This is a genomic window from Paludibacterium yongneupense DSM 18731 (genome assembly GCF_000422925.1).
GTDB classification, from domain to species: Bacteria; Pseudomonadota; Gammaproteobacteria; order Burkholderiales; family Chromobacteriaceae; genus Paludibacterium; species Paludibacterium yongneupense.
In genome coordinates this window covers 30,217-44,783 of the sequence record NZ_AUGZ01000033.1, presented here as the reverse complement: position 1 = coordinate 44,783, position 14,567 = coordinate 30,217, and the positions used below count along the sequence as shown (strand labels likewise).

The window sequence follows — 14,567 nt, the reverse complement described above, 5'->3', positions numbered from 1 at the left end:
AAGGGGGTGCGGCGCTGGCGGTGTTCTTCAAGACGCAGGACGCGAAGGTGAAGTTGATCGCGCTGCCAGCGGCCTTGTCGTGCCTGCTGGGGATCACGGAGGCGGCGATCTTCGGTGTGAACCTGCGCTATATCAAGCCGTTCGTCGCGGCGGCGGTCGGGGGGGCGCTGGGCGGGGCGTATGTGGTCTTCGCGAAGGTAGCGATGACGGCGATCGGGGTGACGGGGATACCGGGCATCGCGATCGTTCCGGGGTCGCTGATGCTCAATTATGTAATTGGCATGGTGCTGGCCTTCGGCAGTGCATTCGCGCTGACCTGGGTGCTGGGCTTGGCCGGCAAGAAGGCGGCCCGAGTGTGACTGGAATGAAAATGGAAAAAATGTCGGCGCAAGCAGCCTCATGGCGGCAACGGTTTCATCTGATGCCGCCGCGGGGGCTGATGAATGATCCCAACGGGCTGGTATGGTTCGACGGAGCCTACCATGTGTTCTACCAATGGCATGGCGACAGTTGCCGGCACGGCTTGAAGTCGTGGGGGCACTATGCGAGCCCCGATCTCGTGAACTGGCGTTCGCTTCCGCCCGCGCTGACGCCCGAGCACGACTATGAGTCGCATGGCTGCTACTCGGGGTCGGCGCTGGTCGACGGGGACGATCTGCTGCTGCTCTATACCGGGAATGTGCGTCTAGGTAACGGTGAGCGGGCCAGTTATCAGTGCCTGGCGCGCTCGACGGACGGTGTGCGTTTCGCCAAGCGAGGGCCGGTGCTGTCGGCGCCGCCATCGGGGTTTACCCAGCATTTTCGCGATCCCAAGGTCTGGCGCGAAGGCGACGACTATTTCATGGTCATGGGGGCGCAGACCGTACAAGAGCAGGGGACGGTCCTGCTCTATCGAAGCGACACGCCTTCGTCCTGGCATCTGGTCGGCGATCTGCTGCCCGTGCGCGACAATGGTTATATGTGCGAATGCCCCGACTTTTTCCGTCTGAACGGAATGGACATGCTGCTGTTTTGCCCGCAGGGGCGCCAGCCGGAGGGCAACCGCTTCCAGAATCGTTATCCATCCGGCTATGTCGCCGGGCGTGCCGATCTTGCCACTGCGACGTTCGAGCATGACGCTTTCGACGAACTCGATCGTGGTTTCGACTTCTATGCGCCGCAGACGATGCTCGACCCGGGCGGCCGGCGTATTCTGTTCGGCTGGATGGGGCTGCCGGAAGAAGAGGAGACGCCGACTGTCGACGATGGCTGGAGCCACTGTCTGACCCTGCCGCGCGTGCTCGAGTGGCGGGAAGGCCGCCTGTGGCAGCAACCGCCCGTCGAGCTGCAGGCCTTGCGCGGTCCGGTTGTCGCTCATGGCCGGCACAGCCTCGATGGTGAATTGTCCCTGCCCGGTCTTGTCGGCGAGTGCTTTGAACTCGAGTGCGAGATCGAGCCGGGAGAGGCCAGTCGTTGCGGCATCGACGTGCGCGCGGGGGGGGACGCGTTTACCCGCATCGAATTCGACAGCGCCAACGCGACGCTGCGTCTCGACCGCCGTGCCAGCGGCACAGGCGCCAGCGGCGTACGGACGAGTCCACCGCTCGGGCGCGAACGTCTGCGCCTGCGCGTGTTCGTCGATTGCAGTTCCATCGAAATTTTCGTCAACGATGGCGAGCAGGTATTCACGGCGCGCATCTATCCGCCGGCAGGCGCCGAAGCGATTCGTTTCTTCTCGGCCGGTGCCGCCGTGCTCAACGAGGTTCGCTTCTGGAGCATGGCGTGCGCACGCGAATCCGCCGCCGGTCTGGAGATTGCCGCATGACGCCTTCCTTGCCCGAATACCTCGTTTTCGGCGAAGCCTTGACCGACTTCATTCGCCAGGATGACGGCAGCTGGCAGGCGCACCCCGGCGGCGCCTGCTGGAATGTGGCGCGCGTCGGTGCGCGCCTCGGCGTAGCGACGGCTTTCGCCGGAAGCGTGAGTCAGGATATTTTCGGCTCGCAGCTCGCGCAATTGTCGTGCGAAGCCGGGCTGGACGCGCGCTATTTGCAGCAGTTGCCGCATTCGCCGCTGCTGGCGATGGTGCCGTCGACGCGTCCGCCGCGCTATTTCTTCGTCGGCGACGATAGCGCCGATTTGCATTTCGATCCATCGCTATTGCCAGAGGGCTGGCAGGCAGCGGCACGCATCGTGCATTTCGGCTGCATCAGCCTGGCCCGACCGCCGCTGGCCGATCGTCTGGTCGAGCTGGCCCTGTCGCTGGCGGCCGCCGGAAAACGGATCGCTTTCGATCCCAATTTCCGGGCCCCCATGGCGTCACCCGGCTACCGTGCGGTCTTCGCCGCCATTGCTGCCGTCGCGCATTGCATCAAGGTCTCCGATGAAGACCTCGCCGGCTTGTTCCCCGGCCTCGATCCCGCCGCGGCCCTTGCCGAGTTGCGCGTATTGGCACCGCAAGCCGAGCTGCTGCTGACGCGCGGCGCCGAAGGCATGACGCTGCTGCATGGCGGGCATGAATGGGTGCAGCCGGCATTTGCCGTGACGGTGCGCGACACCGTCGGTTGCGGCGATGCCGCCATGGGAGGGTGGATGGCCAGTCGTCTGTTGCAGCCCGGCGCCGACGTGCAAACGCACCTGCGCTACGCCGCCGCGACGGCGGCATGCGCGGCGGCGCACACCGGAGCCTATGCTCCGACGCGCGCCGAGGTCGAAACGCTGCTGGAGGGCGGGCGCTAGCGCGAAGAGCTCAGCTGCGCATGTGCGGCGAAGACCTCGCGCGCGAGCGCCAGCGCGGTTTGCGCGGCGGGAAAGCCGGCGTAGAGCGCGGTCTGGATGATGACTTCGATGATTTCCCGATGCGACAGGCCGGTAGTGAGCGCACCGGCGAGATGGAGTCTCAGTTGCGCATGCGCATTTCCTGTCGCGCACAGGGCGGCGATTGCCGCCAGTTCGCGCTGTTGCGACGTCAGCCCCGGCCGTGAGTGGATTTCGCCGTAACCGAATTCGATCACATAGCGTGCGAAATCGGGGCTGATGTCGGCCAGCTGGGCGACCAGATGCTCGCCAGCCCCTTCCTCCAGTTCGTTCAGCCGTTGCAGGCCTCGTTCGTAGATGGTATCCGCCATGTCCGCATCCTTTCGCTGCTGCCGCGTTGATAAGTCGAGTCAGGCACTGAGGGTATTATTTTCTCTTGGTTGCTGCATTGCACCATCGAAACCTGTTCATGGGCTTGCGACGGGAAAATGTGTGGCAAAAGGGGGAAACTGTCCGGGGATGGGAGCGGTCTGCCTCGTTGCGCTTAGCGGGGCGGTGCGAACGGGGCGGGGCCGAAGCGGTTGTGGCCGCTGTCGCCCGGCAGCGCCAGCAGCACGATCAGAACCAGCGCACCCAGCACCGGAATAAGCGCGAGCAGTTGCCACCATCCGCTGCGTCCGCCGTCGTGCAGACGACGGGCGCCAGCGGCGAGTCCCGGCAACAGGATAGCCAGCGCGAACAGGGCCTTCACCTGGGCCCCCAGCACCGAACTCGCCAAGCAGCCCAGGACGATGAACAGAACGAACCACCCGTATTCGGAGCGGCGTGCACGACCGTTGAAATCGGCGTAGTGGGTCATGCAATAGCAAATTGATTGCCAGAATGTCATTTTTCTCCTTTATTCAAACATTTGTCATGTCGAGACAGCGGTGTGAACGTTCGGAAGGGGCGCGAATAAGCTAGCAAATTAGCTTAAAAATGCGCGGCGGGCCATCAGGTGACGCAGGCGATGTTTGATGATATACAAATAAGACGGTGCCGATTCCGCATAATATAGCGGTGGCGGTTCGCCACGGTCCCCGCGCGCTCACTCTGGAGGTGGCACGGTATGCGCCTTGCCCGGTTTATCGTTCTCAGCTTGCTCGGGCTGCTTCCGGGAGAAGTCTCGCCCAACGAAATCGGCTGGTTGCTGAGTCCGCGCTTGCATCTGCCTTTATTGAAGCAGCGGCGAGCACTGATGATCTCCAACCGCGTGCGTCTGTTCGCCGCCCTGTTTGCCTTGCTGACGCCCTTGTGGATAGTCGTCGATGTGGCGACTTTGCCATCGCGGCTGTGGGTGGAGCTGGCCATGCTGCGCCTGACGACCAGCGCCGCGTTTTTCTGGCTGGTGTGGCAGCAGCCGCGAGTCGGCCGGCTGACCATGGCCTATCGCGGCATGGGGGTTCTGTTCATGCTGCCATCGCTGTTTTACCTGCTGTCCAACCAGCTGCTGGCCAGTCATCATCTGTTCGGGCTGGCGGCCGCTATCGGTACCGGCTATGCGTTTCTTCCCTTCGTTCTGCTGGCAGGGCTGGCGATTTTCCCGCTGACGCTGCTGGAAAATCTCGCTTTCGCCTTTCCCATTCTGTGCGTCTATGCCTTGAGCTTTGCCTTCAACTGGGCGACGGTCAGCGCACCCGCCTTTGGCGGCCAGTTCTGGCTGCTGCTGCTGCTCACGGGCGTCGCCAGCCTGGCCAGCATGAGCCAGCTGGCTTTTATCATCGCTCTGGTCAATCAGGCGATTCATGATCCGCTGACCGGCTGCTTTTCCCGTCGCAGTGGCGAAGAGCTGCTCAACTTGCAGATGATATCCGCCAGACGCAGTCAGACCGCGCTGACCGTGGCTTTTCTCGATATCGATCAATTCAAGAGCATCAACGACCAGTTCGGGCATGAGGCCGGCGATCGCGTCCTGCGGCAGATCCAGCCCAGGATCGCGGCCTGTCTGCGGCGCGGGGATACGCTGGTGCGCTGGGGCGGAGAGGAGTTCCTGCTGCTGATGCCTCACGTCGATATGGATCAGGCGCTGCTCGCGCTCGAGCGCTTGCGCCAGTTCGGTCTCGGCGCGCGGCCGGACGGCTCGCCACTGACCATCAGCGTCGGCCTGGCGGAGCGGATACGCGATGATGTACGCGACTGGAAGGCGTTGGTGGACATCGCCGATTCGCGCATGTACCGCGCCAAGCGCAGCGGGCGCGACCGCATTGTCTGCCATGACTGACAATGCGGTCGGCGGATGGGGCTTTCCCGAGTGGAGGCTATTTGGTATTATCTGTTGTCAATCAGCGTCTTATTGCCGCGTTTCTGTTTGATAATGACGGCCGTGCGCCCGCCGGGCCGCGTTCGAGTTTCATACCCCTGGTCCGCCGGTCGGCAGCGCATCCGCTCCGGGCCAGGATACGTCGCGTCGCGCCAGATGACCGCATATTGGATGAAAACGTGTTGCAGGGCCAAGATCCGTTCCCTTGTGTCCGGCGCAATTCATTACGGCGAATGCACGCATTTGTCGGTCGATGGCATCGTGATCCGTTCGAGCTATGTGCCGCAGTTCGCCGAGCGCCTTGAGATCACGATGCTTCCCACCGTCGTCGGCGCCTGCCGTGCGGCACCGTTCGTGACCGAGACCGAAGTCCGCCATTGCCAGATGCTGGAATGCGGCGACCTGGTCGAATTCGGCGTGCTGATCAAAGTGCGCCGCAGCTGATCAAGGCTGCGGCGGAGTTTCCGTTTCGCCGGTCGAAAAGCGCTTGCTGACCTGCAACAGCATGTTTGACGTTTCGTCGGCGCGTCCGGCCACGCCGACCGTGACGGCGATCATGTGGACGGCCTGTTCGGTGATCTCGTTCGATTGTCCAAGCAGCACGACGACGGAGTCGGCATTCTTCAGTTCGGTGTCGATGACGTCGACCAACTGGCTCATCTGCCGCGAGGCATGGCTCGAGTCGTCGCGGAATTCGGCCAGCAGGCTGGCCATCGCATCGGCACTTGCCACCCCGTCCTTTACTTGTGGAACAGCCGCCTGCATGGCGGCGACCACCTGCTCGATCTGCTGCTGGATAGAGACGATGACCTTGCGGATGTCGCGGGTCGCCACGCTGGTTCGCGTTGCGAGCGAACGAACTTCTTCGGCCACGACGCCAAAGCCGCTGCCGTTCTCACCTGCGCGTGCGGCTTCGATGGCGGCGTTCAAGGCGAGCAGGTCGGTCTGTTCCGCGATTTCATTGATGATGCGAACAATGGCGTTGATCTCTCCGGTGCGATCAGCCAGTTGCCGCACACTGACGGACGAGCTTTCGATCGATTGGGCGATGCTGCGCATGCCTTGTGTGGTCAACTGCACCATGGCTTCGCCGGACGACGACTTGTCCGCCATCGCGCGTGCGCGGACTTCGGTTTCCTGGGCCAGATGCGCGACGCCGCCGATCTGCTGGTGCAATTCCGCCACGGCCGTCAGAACCTGGTCCGCCGCCGCCTTCTGGCGCCGCAGTTGCCCGTCCATGATTTTTGCATCGGAACTCAGTTGCCCCATATCCCGGGTCAACTCGTGCGCACTGTCGACGATGGTGGCGACCATGGTGCGCAGCTGGGCGCGCATGGCATGCAGAACGCCGAGCAGGCTGTGGGCTTGCGCCGGTGCTTCGCCGGCAGGCGGGATCAGATTGCCCTCGGCGATGCGATTGGCCTGCTGCACGGCTGCAGCCGGCTCTCCGCCGAGAGTGCGTACAATCCAGCGCCTGACCACGAATGAAATCAGAAGCATCAACAGACAGCTGACAGCCAGCACCAGGCAGACCTGCATCGCCTGCGACCAGAATGCGTGCTGCAAGTCGTCGATATAGACGCCCGAACCTATGACCCAGCCCCAGGGGGCGAATTTTTTGACGAAGGAAAGCTTGGGGTAGAGTTCATGCGTGGCACCGCCGCCGGCCAGAGGCTTGGGCCAGGAGTAGGCGACGAATCCTTGCTGCTGCTGTTCGACAAGATCAGCGAAGGCGACAAAGATATTGCTGTTGGCCAGGGCCGTATCCTGCTGTCCGTCAAGGCCGAAGCGGCGGGTGGCTTTGTCGAATTTGGCGTCCGACAGCGCTTTGCCTTCGAGCTTGGGCAGAGTCGGGTGCATCAGCATGACCGGATAGGGACGGCTGAGATCATTCAGCCAGATATATTCCTTTTCCTCATAGCGCGCCTTGCGGATCGCTTCTCGCGCCATACGCTGGGCTTCGGCTTGACTGAGCCGGCCGGCCTGTTGCTCCCGATAATAAAAGTCCAGCACGCCGTAGGCGATGTCGACGACGGCATGCAACTGGGCCTGCTTGTTTTGCTGCAAGTGCGACCTCAAGCCGTAGAGTGAAATGCCGCCCAGCAGGGACAGGCATAACAGCGAGACCAGAGGAGGTAGAAGCAGGCGGGCGCGCAGCGTATTGAACGAGAGACGGGTCATCGCAGCTCTTCATGGCTAATGGCAGCTTTTTTCATTATTGACGAATAAAGAGCGTACTGCACTATTCATTTCGAATATGCCTGCGACGCGGGTATAGGCCCGGACCCGATTTCAGCGACTCAGGGCGATCCGCTTGGCCAGGTAGTCTACGAAGCAAGCGCTGCGCGGTGCCAACGGGGCATAGAAAACGGCCCATACCGGTTGGGCCCAGGGCAGTGCTGAGTCGGCGAGCACTGGCACCACGCGCCCGGCACGCATGTCTTCGCCGATCAGAAAGTCGGCCAGGCAGGCGATGCCGGCGCCATCGAGCGCCAGATGACGCAGGGTCTCCCCGCTGGAAGCGGTCAGCGTAGGAGCGATCGGCCAGCCGGTACGTTCGCCGTCGGACAAGGGCCACAGGTTCAGCGATGAGGGCTGGGTAAAGCCGAGCACTTGGTGCGCGGCAAGCGCCGCCGGCGCAAGCGGTGTTCCCCTGCGTTGCAAATAGGAGGGCGCCGCGACGAGACGCAAGCGGCTTTCTCCCAGTAGACGGGCGTTCAAGGTCGAATCGGGGAGGGCGCCGACCCGTATGGCCACGTCGGCGCGTTCAGCGATCAGGTCGACGATCGTTTCGGCACCTGTCAGCTCGAGCCGCACCGCGGGATAGGCCTCGATGAAACCGGCGACATGGGGCGAAATCAGATGGTTGAGTACCGGCGTCGCCGCATTGACCCGGACGAGCCCGGAAGGCCGGGCCAGGTTCGCGCGCAACTGTGCCTCGGTCTCTTCGAGGCGGGAGAGGATCTCGCGTGCACGCCCCAATAACCAGCGGCCCTCTTCGGTCAGATCCAGGCGACGGGTGGTGCGCACGATCAGCGTGACGCCTAGCTGTTTTTCCAGGCGCGACAGAGTCCGGCTGACCCCGGAAGGGGTTTGCTGCAAGCGCACCGCCGCCGCGGAAAACGAGCCGCAGTCTATGATGGCGGCAAAGGCGATCAAGGAGTCGATAGCGATCATTGTTGCTTCCCAAGCAAAAGTAATAGCCAGTAGAGACGATTTTTCCTTGTGCGGCAAGCGCGCACAATCGGGCTCCATTTGAACAGGAAGCCATCCCATGCCTCTCGCCTTGTGGGCGCTGACACTCTGCGCCTTTGCCATCGGCACCACGGAATTCGTGATTGTCGGCCTGATCCCCACTATCGCCGCCGATCTCGGTGTGAGCCTGCCATCCGCCGGGCTTCTGGTCAGCGTGTACGCTCTTGGCGTCGCCATCGGGGCGCCGCTGCTGACGGCGCTGACCGGGCGGGTGGCGCGCAAACCGCTGCTGCTCGCCTTGATGGCCCTGTTTACCATCGGCAATCTGGTCGCGTGGCTGGCGCCGGGCTATCACACCTTGATGGCCGCACGGGTGCTGACCGGACTCGCGCACGGCGTCTTTTTTTCCATCGGTTCGACCCTGGCCACCAGCCTGGTGCCCAAACACAAGGCAGCCAGTGCAATCGCCATCATGTTTACCGGGTTGACCGTGGCGTTGGTGACCGGCGTTCCGCTTGGCACATTCGTCGGGCAGACTTTCGGCTGGCACCTGACCTTCCTTGCCGTGGCCGCGCTCGGCATTCTCGCCTGTGCCGCCTGCTGGCTGCTGCTGCCTGCCGCAACGGCCAGCTCACGGCCTGCGCCGCTGCTGCAGCAGCTAGCCGTGCTGAAAAAGCCTCGCCTGCTGCTGGTCTATGCGATGACTGCGCTGGGCTACGGCGGATCGTTCGTCGCGTTCACCTATCTGGCACCCGTCCTGCAGCAGGTCAGCGGCATGCCTGCCTCGCGCATCGGATGGGTCATGCTCGCCTATGGCGTTTCGGTGGCGGTCGGCAATCTGTGGGGAGGGCGTCTGGCCGATCGCAAAGGGCCGATCCGGGCCCTGCAGATCATTTTCGCCCTGCTAGCCGCGGTATTGCTGGTTTTGAGCTTCACTGCCGTCTCGCCCTTCTGGGTCGTCGTGACGGTGTTGGCCTGGGGCGCTGTCGCGTTCGGCAATGTGGCCGGTCTGCAGGTCTATGTCGTCCGCCAGGCGCAGAGAGTGGCTCCCCAGGCGGTAGATGTTGCCTCGGGGCTGAACATCGCCGCCTTCAATATCGGGATTGCCGGCGGCGCCTGGGGCGGCGGACTGATTGTCGAGCGTTTCGGGCTACTGGCTACGCCGTGGATGGGAGCAATCGTCGTGTTGCTCGCGCTTGGACTGACGACGTGGTCGGGCAGGCTGGATCGGGCGACCGACAGCCTGCCGCCCGTCGCGCTTGAAGAGGCGTGCTGATGGCGCCTGCAGTGCCGGTTCGCGGATGACCGCTGACCGTGACCCGAAAACAAAGGAGAAGTTGAATGAAAATGCCCGCTATCGGACTCGGTACCTTTCGGCTGCAAGGACAGACTGTCATCGATTCGGTGCTGGCCGGCCTGGAGCTTGGCTACCGTCACATCGACACCGCGCAGATCTACGGCAACGAGACTGAGATCGGCCTCGCGCTGCGCCAAAGCGGCCTAGCGCGCGAAGCGCTGTTCGTGACCACCAAAATCTGGACTGCCAATCTGGCCGCCTCCGCGCTGCTCGACAGCCTGCAAGCCAGCCGCGATGCCCTCGGCCTTGAACGGCTGGATCTGACGCTGATTCACTGGCCATCGCCCGGCGACGAGATTTCCGTCGCTGAATCGATGGAAGCCCTCGCACTGGCGCAGCAGCGCGGTCTGACCCGCATGATCGGCGTGTCCAACTTTCCCATCTCGCATCTGCGGCAGGCGCTCGACGTTGTGGGGGCGGGCGCGATCGCAAATCAACAAATCGAGATCCACCCCTTTTTGCAGAACCGCAAAGTGCGGGCGTTCTGCCAGCAAATGGCCATTCCCGTAACGGCTTACATGCCTCTTGCGTACGGAAAAGTAATGCAGGATCCCGTCATGCAGGCGCTAGCCGACAAACATGCCTGCAGCCCGGCCCGCGTTGCCTTGGCCTGGTTGCTGGAGCAAGGGTACACGGTGATTCCTTCGTCGACGCGGCGCGAGAACCTGGAGGCGAACCTGATGGCGGCGGACCTGCATCTGGACGACGACGATCGCGTGGCGATTGCTGCGCTCGACCGCAACGAGCGTCTGGCTTCGCCCGATTTCGCGCCGGCATGGGACTGAGACGGCGGCATTCCGGCCGGTCAAGGCGGCCATCCCGCACTGACCGGCCGGAAAGTCCGCATCGCCGAAGCGGCATGAAATGGGATAAATTGACGGAACGGCCCGGGCGCCGCCCGCCCGAATTGCATGGAGTACGGCATGGAGTCTGATCCCGCCCTGCGCGAGGCCGCATTGTTGCAACGCATCCAGATGCTGAAACTCGATTGCCGGCTTATCGAGCACCTTGCGGTCATGACGGTGGACGAGGCGCTCGAGAAGCTGCCGCCTATGGATGGCTACGGCACCAAGAATCTGTTTCTGCGCGATGGCAAGGGACAGCGCCATTTTCTGGTGGTCGTGCCGCATTGGCTGCGCGTCGATTTGAGCGCGCTGGCGCGCGAGCTCGGCGCGTCGCGGCTGGGCATGGGTTCGCCCGAGCGATTGCTTCGCTTTCTCGGGATCGCGCCGGGGGCCGTGGGTATTTTCAGTTTGTTCAACGACAGCGACGTCGCGGTCGAATCCGTGATCGACGCCCGGGTCTGGCAGGCTCCCCGCGTCCTTACGCATACCCTGCGCAACACGGCGACCGCGTCCTTGTCGCATGCCTCGCTGGAGCGTTTTCTCGAATCGACAGGGCATGTGCCGGCGGTGCTGGAGGTGCCGGGCCGTTGCGATTGAGACGGGCGCGGCCATCGGTGCTAGGGGATGGCCAGCTCGGCGGCGCGGAGGGCTGCCGTGCCGTGTCCGCGCGCTGTCGCCAACAGCTCGCACAAGGGGGGCGAACTGTGGTTCTCCTTCCACACCAGTTCCAGCGGCAATTGCAAGGATTTCAGCTCGGGGAGATCGATGAAGCATATCCCGTCGATGGAACGGTGGCGCGATGCCGCCGGCACCACGGATACACCCAGCCCCGCGGCGACCAGACTCAGTACGGTTACATTGTCGGATCCCTCCTGCACGATGCGCGGCAGGAATCCTGCGCGTTGAAACGCTTCCATCAGAAAATCATAATAGTCCGGCGTTCCTGCCCGTGGAAACCAGATGAAATCTTCGTGCCCGACGTCGGCCAGCGTTTCCGGAGGCGCTTCGGCCAGGGGCGAGGCAGCGGGAACCGCCAGGCAGAAATGCTCGCGATACAGCTCGATTCCTTGCAGTAGAGGCTGAGTGGACGGGCGCAAGAACATCACGCCCGCGTCGAGCCGCCCCGACAGCAGCAGCTCAACTTGCGGTTGCGACAGGATCGGCGAGATTTGCAGCGAAATCGTGGGGTGCCGTGCACGAAAATCGCGCAGAAGGGAAGAGACTTGCGGCAGCCACAGATGGGTCGAGGTGACGCCCAGCGCCAGATTGCCGCTGGCATGCGCGCCAAGGGCGCGAATGCGGCCGCGCACGCGTTCGACTTCTTCCAGTACATGCCTGGCCTCGTCGTACAGGATGCGGCCCGCTTCGGTCAGTGCCATGCCGTGCGCGCTGCGGGTGAACAAGACCACGCCCAGGTTTTCTTCCAGCTGGTGGATCTGACGTGTCAGCGCGGGCTGGGCGACATGCACGCTGCGGGCCGCGGCGGAAACCGAGCCGCAATCGACCACGCAGACAAAGTATCGTAGCTGGCGCCATTCCATTGGACTCTCCTGTGCGACTGCATAAGCCCCTTCTAGCAATAGTCATACCCAAAAAGTATTGTTGATATCAAAATTCAGTATTTTATGCTTTGGGCGGCTTCGGGTATTAATTTGTCCATTGCCGAAATCCGTGAAAGCCGCCATGCGCCCCTACGATTTTTTTGTGCAGCAACACGATGCGTTGACCGTGTTGCGGCGCGCGTTACACCGCCGCCCCGAGCTTGGCTATCGCGAGTTCGAGACGGCGGCCACGATCGCTGGCGAACTGCGGGAGCTTGGCATCGAACATGAGGTTGGCGTGGGGCGAACCGGTATCGTCGCGACCGTCGTCGGCCGCCATCCGGGGGCGGGCAGCGTCGGTTTGCGCGCCGACATGGATGCCTTGCCCCTGCACGAGGCCGACACCGTCGCCCACCGTTCCGAATATCCGGGGCGCATGCATGCATGCGGCCATGACGGCCATACCGCCATGTTATTGGGCGTAGCGCGCTACCTCGCTCAGCATCGCGATTTCAGCGGAGTCGTCCGGCTGGTGTTCCAGCCCGGCGAGGAAGGCTATAAGGGTGGTCTGGAAATGGTGGAAGATGGTTTATTCACCCGCTTCCCGATGAATGAAATCTACGCTCTGCACAATTGGCCCGAGTTGAGTCTGGGGTCGGTTGGAGTGGTCAGTGGCCCGATCATGGCCGCGGTGGACCGTGTCTCCATCCGCCTGATCGGTCACGGTGGCCACGGCGGCGCCGGCGCTCATCGTGCGGTCGATCCGATTCGCGCGGCCGGCGCCGTGATCCAGGCCGTTCATTCCCTTATTTCGCGCGAGACCGATCCGATGCAGGCCGCCGTGCTGAGCCTGTGCGGCATCGCCGGTGGCGAGCTCGATGCCTTCGCGGCGATCCCCGATCAAGTGACGATCACGGGCACCTTGCGTACGCTGGATGCGGCAACACGAGAAACGCTGGTCGCTGCCCTGATCCGCGTGTGCGAACATACCGCGCAGGCACATGGCGCGCGAGCCGAAGTCCAGTGCGAGCTGCTGCTGCCGGTCACGGTCAACGCCGAAGGACCCGCCGAGCATGCCCGCGCGACCGTCGCCCGCGTTTTCGGCGAAGCCACGCTGGCGCCCGCCTATGGTCCGAGCATGGGCGGCGAGGATTTCTCTTTCATGCTGGCGGCTTGCCCCGGCGCCTACCTGCATCTTGGCACCCGCGATGATGAACATCATTGCGGATTGCATAACACCTCATACGATTTCAACGATCGTGCCATTGTGCAGGGCGCGACCTTGTTGACCGAGCTGGCTCTCGGCGCTCTCGCGCGGCTGAACGGGCAGACGTCCGTACCCTGTTCCCCTCCGTTTGAACGTCACGTCGTGGCGAACGGTTCTCAAGCCTGATCGATGAAAGGAAGACCATGTCCCTCCCCTGTCACTTCAAGCGACTCGCCCTGCCTCTGGCCTGTGCGCTATCACTGGGCGCCTGCGGCAAAACGGCCGATAGCTCATCCTCCGTCGTCAAGATCGGCTATGCCGCCCCGCTGACCGGCCCGCAATCGCATTACGGCGAGGAATACAAGCACGGCGTGGAACTGGCGATCGAGGATGAAAATGCAAGCCATCCCGTTATCGGCGGCAAGGCCGTGACCTTTCAACTGGTAGCCGAAGACGATCAGGCCGACCCCAAAACCGCGACACAGGTCGCCCAGAAGCTGGTTGACGACAAGGTGGCGGGTGTCATCGGCCACTTCAATTCGGGCTGCACCATTCCGGCATCCAAGATTTACCATGATGCAGGCATTCCCGAAATATCGATGTCCAGCTCGCCGCAGTATACCGCCCAGGGCTTCGACACGGCCTTCCGCTCCATGACCGCCGACGATCAGCAAGGCGGGGTGATGGGCCAGTATCTGGTTACGCGCCTGCATGCGAAACGAATTGCCGTGATCGACGATCGCACGGCTTATGGCCAGGGTCTGGCCGATGAGGTGGCCAAGGCTGTCGTTGCGGCAGGCGGCAGCATCGTCAAACGGGAGTTCACCAACGACAAGGCGACCGACTTTGCGGCGATCCTGACCAGTATTAAATCCATCCATCCGGATGCGATCTACTTTGGCGGCATCGACGCGCAGTCAAGCACCGTCGCCCGCCAGATGAAGGAACTCGGCATCAAGGCCATGCTGGTTTCCGGCGATATGAGCATGACGCCGAATTTCCTCAAGCTGGCGGGGGCGGCTGCCGAAGGCACCATCGTATCGCTTGCCGGACTGCCGCTGGACAAGATGCCCAAGGGTGCGGATTATGCCGCGCGCTACAAGGCCCGTTTCCATGCCGAGGTGGAAACCTACTCGCCGTACGGCTATGACGCGACGCGCGCGATGATCGCGGCGATGAAGGCCGCCGACTCCACCGCACCGGCAAGCTATCTGCCGAAGCTGGCGGCCATCGATTACCCCGGCATCACATCCGCGCACTGGGCCTACGATGCGCACGGCAATCTGAAGCAGGGCAGCATCGTCGTGTACAAGGCGGTCGCCGGTAAATGGAATGTCCTCGATACGGTGGGCGGCAAGTAATCCCGCGATCGGGTCGTGCCGGCACG

15 protein-coding genes are annotated in these 14,567 nt (G+C 63.0%); 10 read left to right on the top strand and 5 right to left on the bottom strand.

Annotation, left to right across the window (positions count from 1 at the left end; translation table 11 throughout):
- The 3 genes from G520_RS0112095 to G520_RS0112085 all read left to right on the top strand — a co-directional run.
- Positions 1–359, top strand: a 359-nt coding sequence (locus G520_RS0112095) for a PTS transporter subunit EIIC (protein WP_028535898.1), incomplete at its 5' end; no start/stop codon positions are given.
- A gap of 11 nt (positions 360–370) precedes the next feature.
- Positions 371–1,804, top strand: coding sequence for a glycoside hydrolase family 32 protein (locus G520_RS22610; RefSeq protein ID WP_051229357.1), 1,434 nt, complete (start codon positions 371–373; stop codon positions 1,802–1,804).
- Positions 1,801–2,718, top strand: coding sequence for a carbohydrate kinase family protein (locus G520_RS0112085; protein ID WP_028535897.1), 918 nt, complete (start codon positions 1,801–1,803; stop codon positions 2,716–2,718). The genes G520_RS22610 and G520_RS0112085 overlap by 4 nt, the downstream gene beginning before the upstream one ends.
- On the opposite strand, the gene G520_RS0112080 is transcribed toward G520_RS0112085, so the two are convergent.
- Positions 2,715–3,107, bottom strand: a complete 393-nt coding sequence (locus G520_RS0112080; RefSeq protein WP_028535896.1) for a carboxymuconolactone decarboxylase family protein — start codon at positions 3,105–3,107, stop codon at positions 2,715–2,717. The two genes, G520_RS0112085 and G520_RS0112080, sit on opposite strands and share 4 nt — an antisense overlap.
- Positions 3,108–3,280: 173 nt before the next feature.
- On the bottom strand, positions 3,281–3,625 hold the full coding sequence (locus G520_RS0112075) for a DUF805 domain-containing protein (RefSeq protein WP_028535895.1): 345 nt from the start codon (positions 3,623–3,625) through the stop codon (positions 3,281–3,283).
- 219 nt (positions 3,626–3,844) lie between these two features.
- On the opposite strand from G520_RS0112075, the gene G520_RS0112070 reads away from it, so the two are divergent.
- The gene (locus G520_RS0112070; RefSeq protein ID WP_036666186.1) at positions 3,845–4,996 is read left to right on the top strand and encodes a GGDEF domain-containing protein; all 1,152 of its coding nucleotides are present in this window, start codon (positions 3,845–3,847) and stop codon (positions 4,994–4,996) included.
- Positions 4,997–5,242: 246 nt separating this feature from the next.
- Positions 5,243–5,479, top strand: a complete 237-nt coding sequence (locus G520_RS0112065) for a PilZ domain-containing protein (protein ID WP_156876929.1) — start codon at positions 5,243–5,245, stop codon at positions 5,477–5,479.
- Here the strand turns inward: G520_RS0112065 and G520_RS0112060 are convergent, their stop codons facing one another.
- Positions 5,480–7,216: a methyl-accepting chemotaxis protein gene (locus G520_RS0112060; RefSeq protein WP_028535892.1), complete on the bottom strand. Its 1,737-nt coding sequence runs from the start codon at positions 7,214–7,216 to the stop codon at positions 5,480–5,482.
- A gap of 111 nt (positions 7,217–7,327) precedes the next feature.
- Positions 7,328–8,212, bottom strand: a complete 885-nt coding sequence (locus G520_RS0112055) for a LysR family transcriptional regulator (protein WP_028535891.1) — start codon at positions 8,210–8,212, stop codon at positions 7,328–7,330.
- A 97-nt stretch (positions 8,213–8,309) separates the two neighbouring features.
- Between G520_RS0112055 and G520_RS0112050 the strand changes: the two genes are divergently transcribed.
- The 3 genes from G520_RS0112050 to G520_RS0112040 all read left to right on the top strand — a co-directional run bounded on the left by G520_RS0112050 (position 8,310) and on the right by G520_RS0112040 (position 11,029).
- Positions 8,310–9,506 carry an MFS transporter gene (locus tag G520_RS0112050; RefSeq protein ID WP_028535890.1) on the top strand — a complete coding sequence of 399 codons (1,197 nt, stop codon included), beginning with the start codon at positions 8,310–8,312 and terminating at the stop codon, positions 9,504–9,506.
- A gap of 65 nt (positions 9,507–9,571) precedes the next feature.
- Complete coding sequence (gene dkgB / locus G520_RS0112045; protein WP_028535889.1) at positions 9,572–10,372, top strand: 2,5-didehydrogluconate reductase DkgB; 801 nt, start codon at positions 9,572–9,574, stop codon at positions 10,370–10,372.
- Positions 10,373–10,510: 138 nt separating this feature from the next.
- A complete protein-coding gene (locus tag G520_RS0112040) occupies positions 10,511–11,029 on the top strand; it encodes a prolyl-tRNA synthetase associated domain-containing protein (RefSeq protein ID WP_211222821.1) in 519 nt (172 codons plus the stop codon).
- Positions 11,030–11,049: 20 nt separating this feature from the next.
- Here the strand turns inward: G520_RS0112040 and G520_RS22605 are convergent, their stop codons facing one another.
- Positions 11,050–11,973 (bottom strand): LysR family transcriptional regulator, encoded by a 924-nt coding sequence (locus tag G520_RS22605; protein ID WP_051229355.1) that lies wholly within the window; start codon positions 11,971–11,973, stop codon positions 11,050–11,052.
- 142 nt (positions 11,974–12,115) lie between these two features.
- Here G520_RS22605 and G520_RS22600 point away from each other — a divergent pair, with 142 nt between their 5' ends.
- Both G520_RS22600 and G520_RS0112025 read left to right on the top strand, forming a co-directional pair.
- Positions 12,116–13,366, top strand: coding sequence for an amidohydrolase (locus G520_RS22600; protein ID WP_084637597.1), 1,251 nt, complete (start codon positions 12,116–12,118; stop codon positions 13,364–13,366).
- Between the two features lie 17 nt (positions 13,367–13,383).
- Positions 13,384–14,541: a branched-chain amino acid ABC transporter substrate-binding protein gene (locus G520_RS0112025; RefSeq protein WP_036666182.1), complete on the top strand. Its 1,158-nt coding sequence runs from the start codon at positions 13,384–13,386 to the stop codon at positions 14,539–14,541.
- The last annotated feature ends 26 nt before the right edge of the window (positions 14,542–14,567 follow it).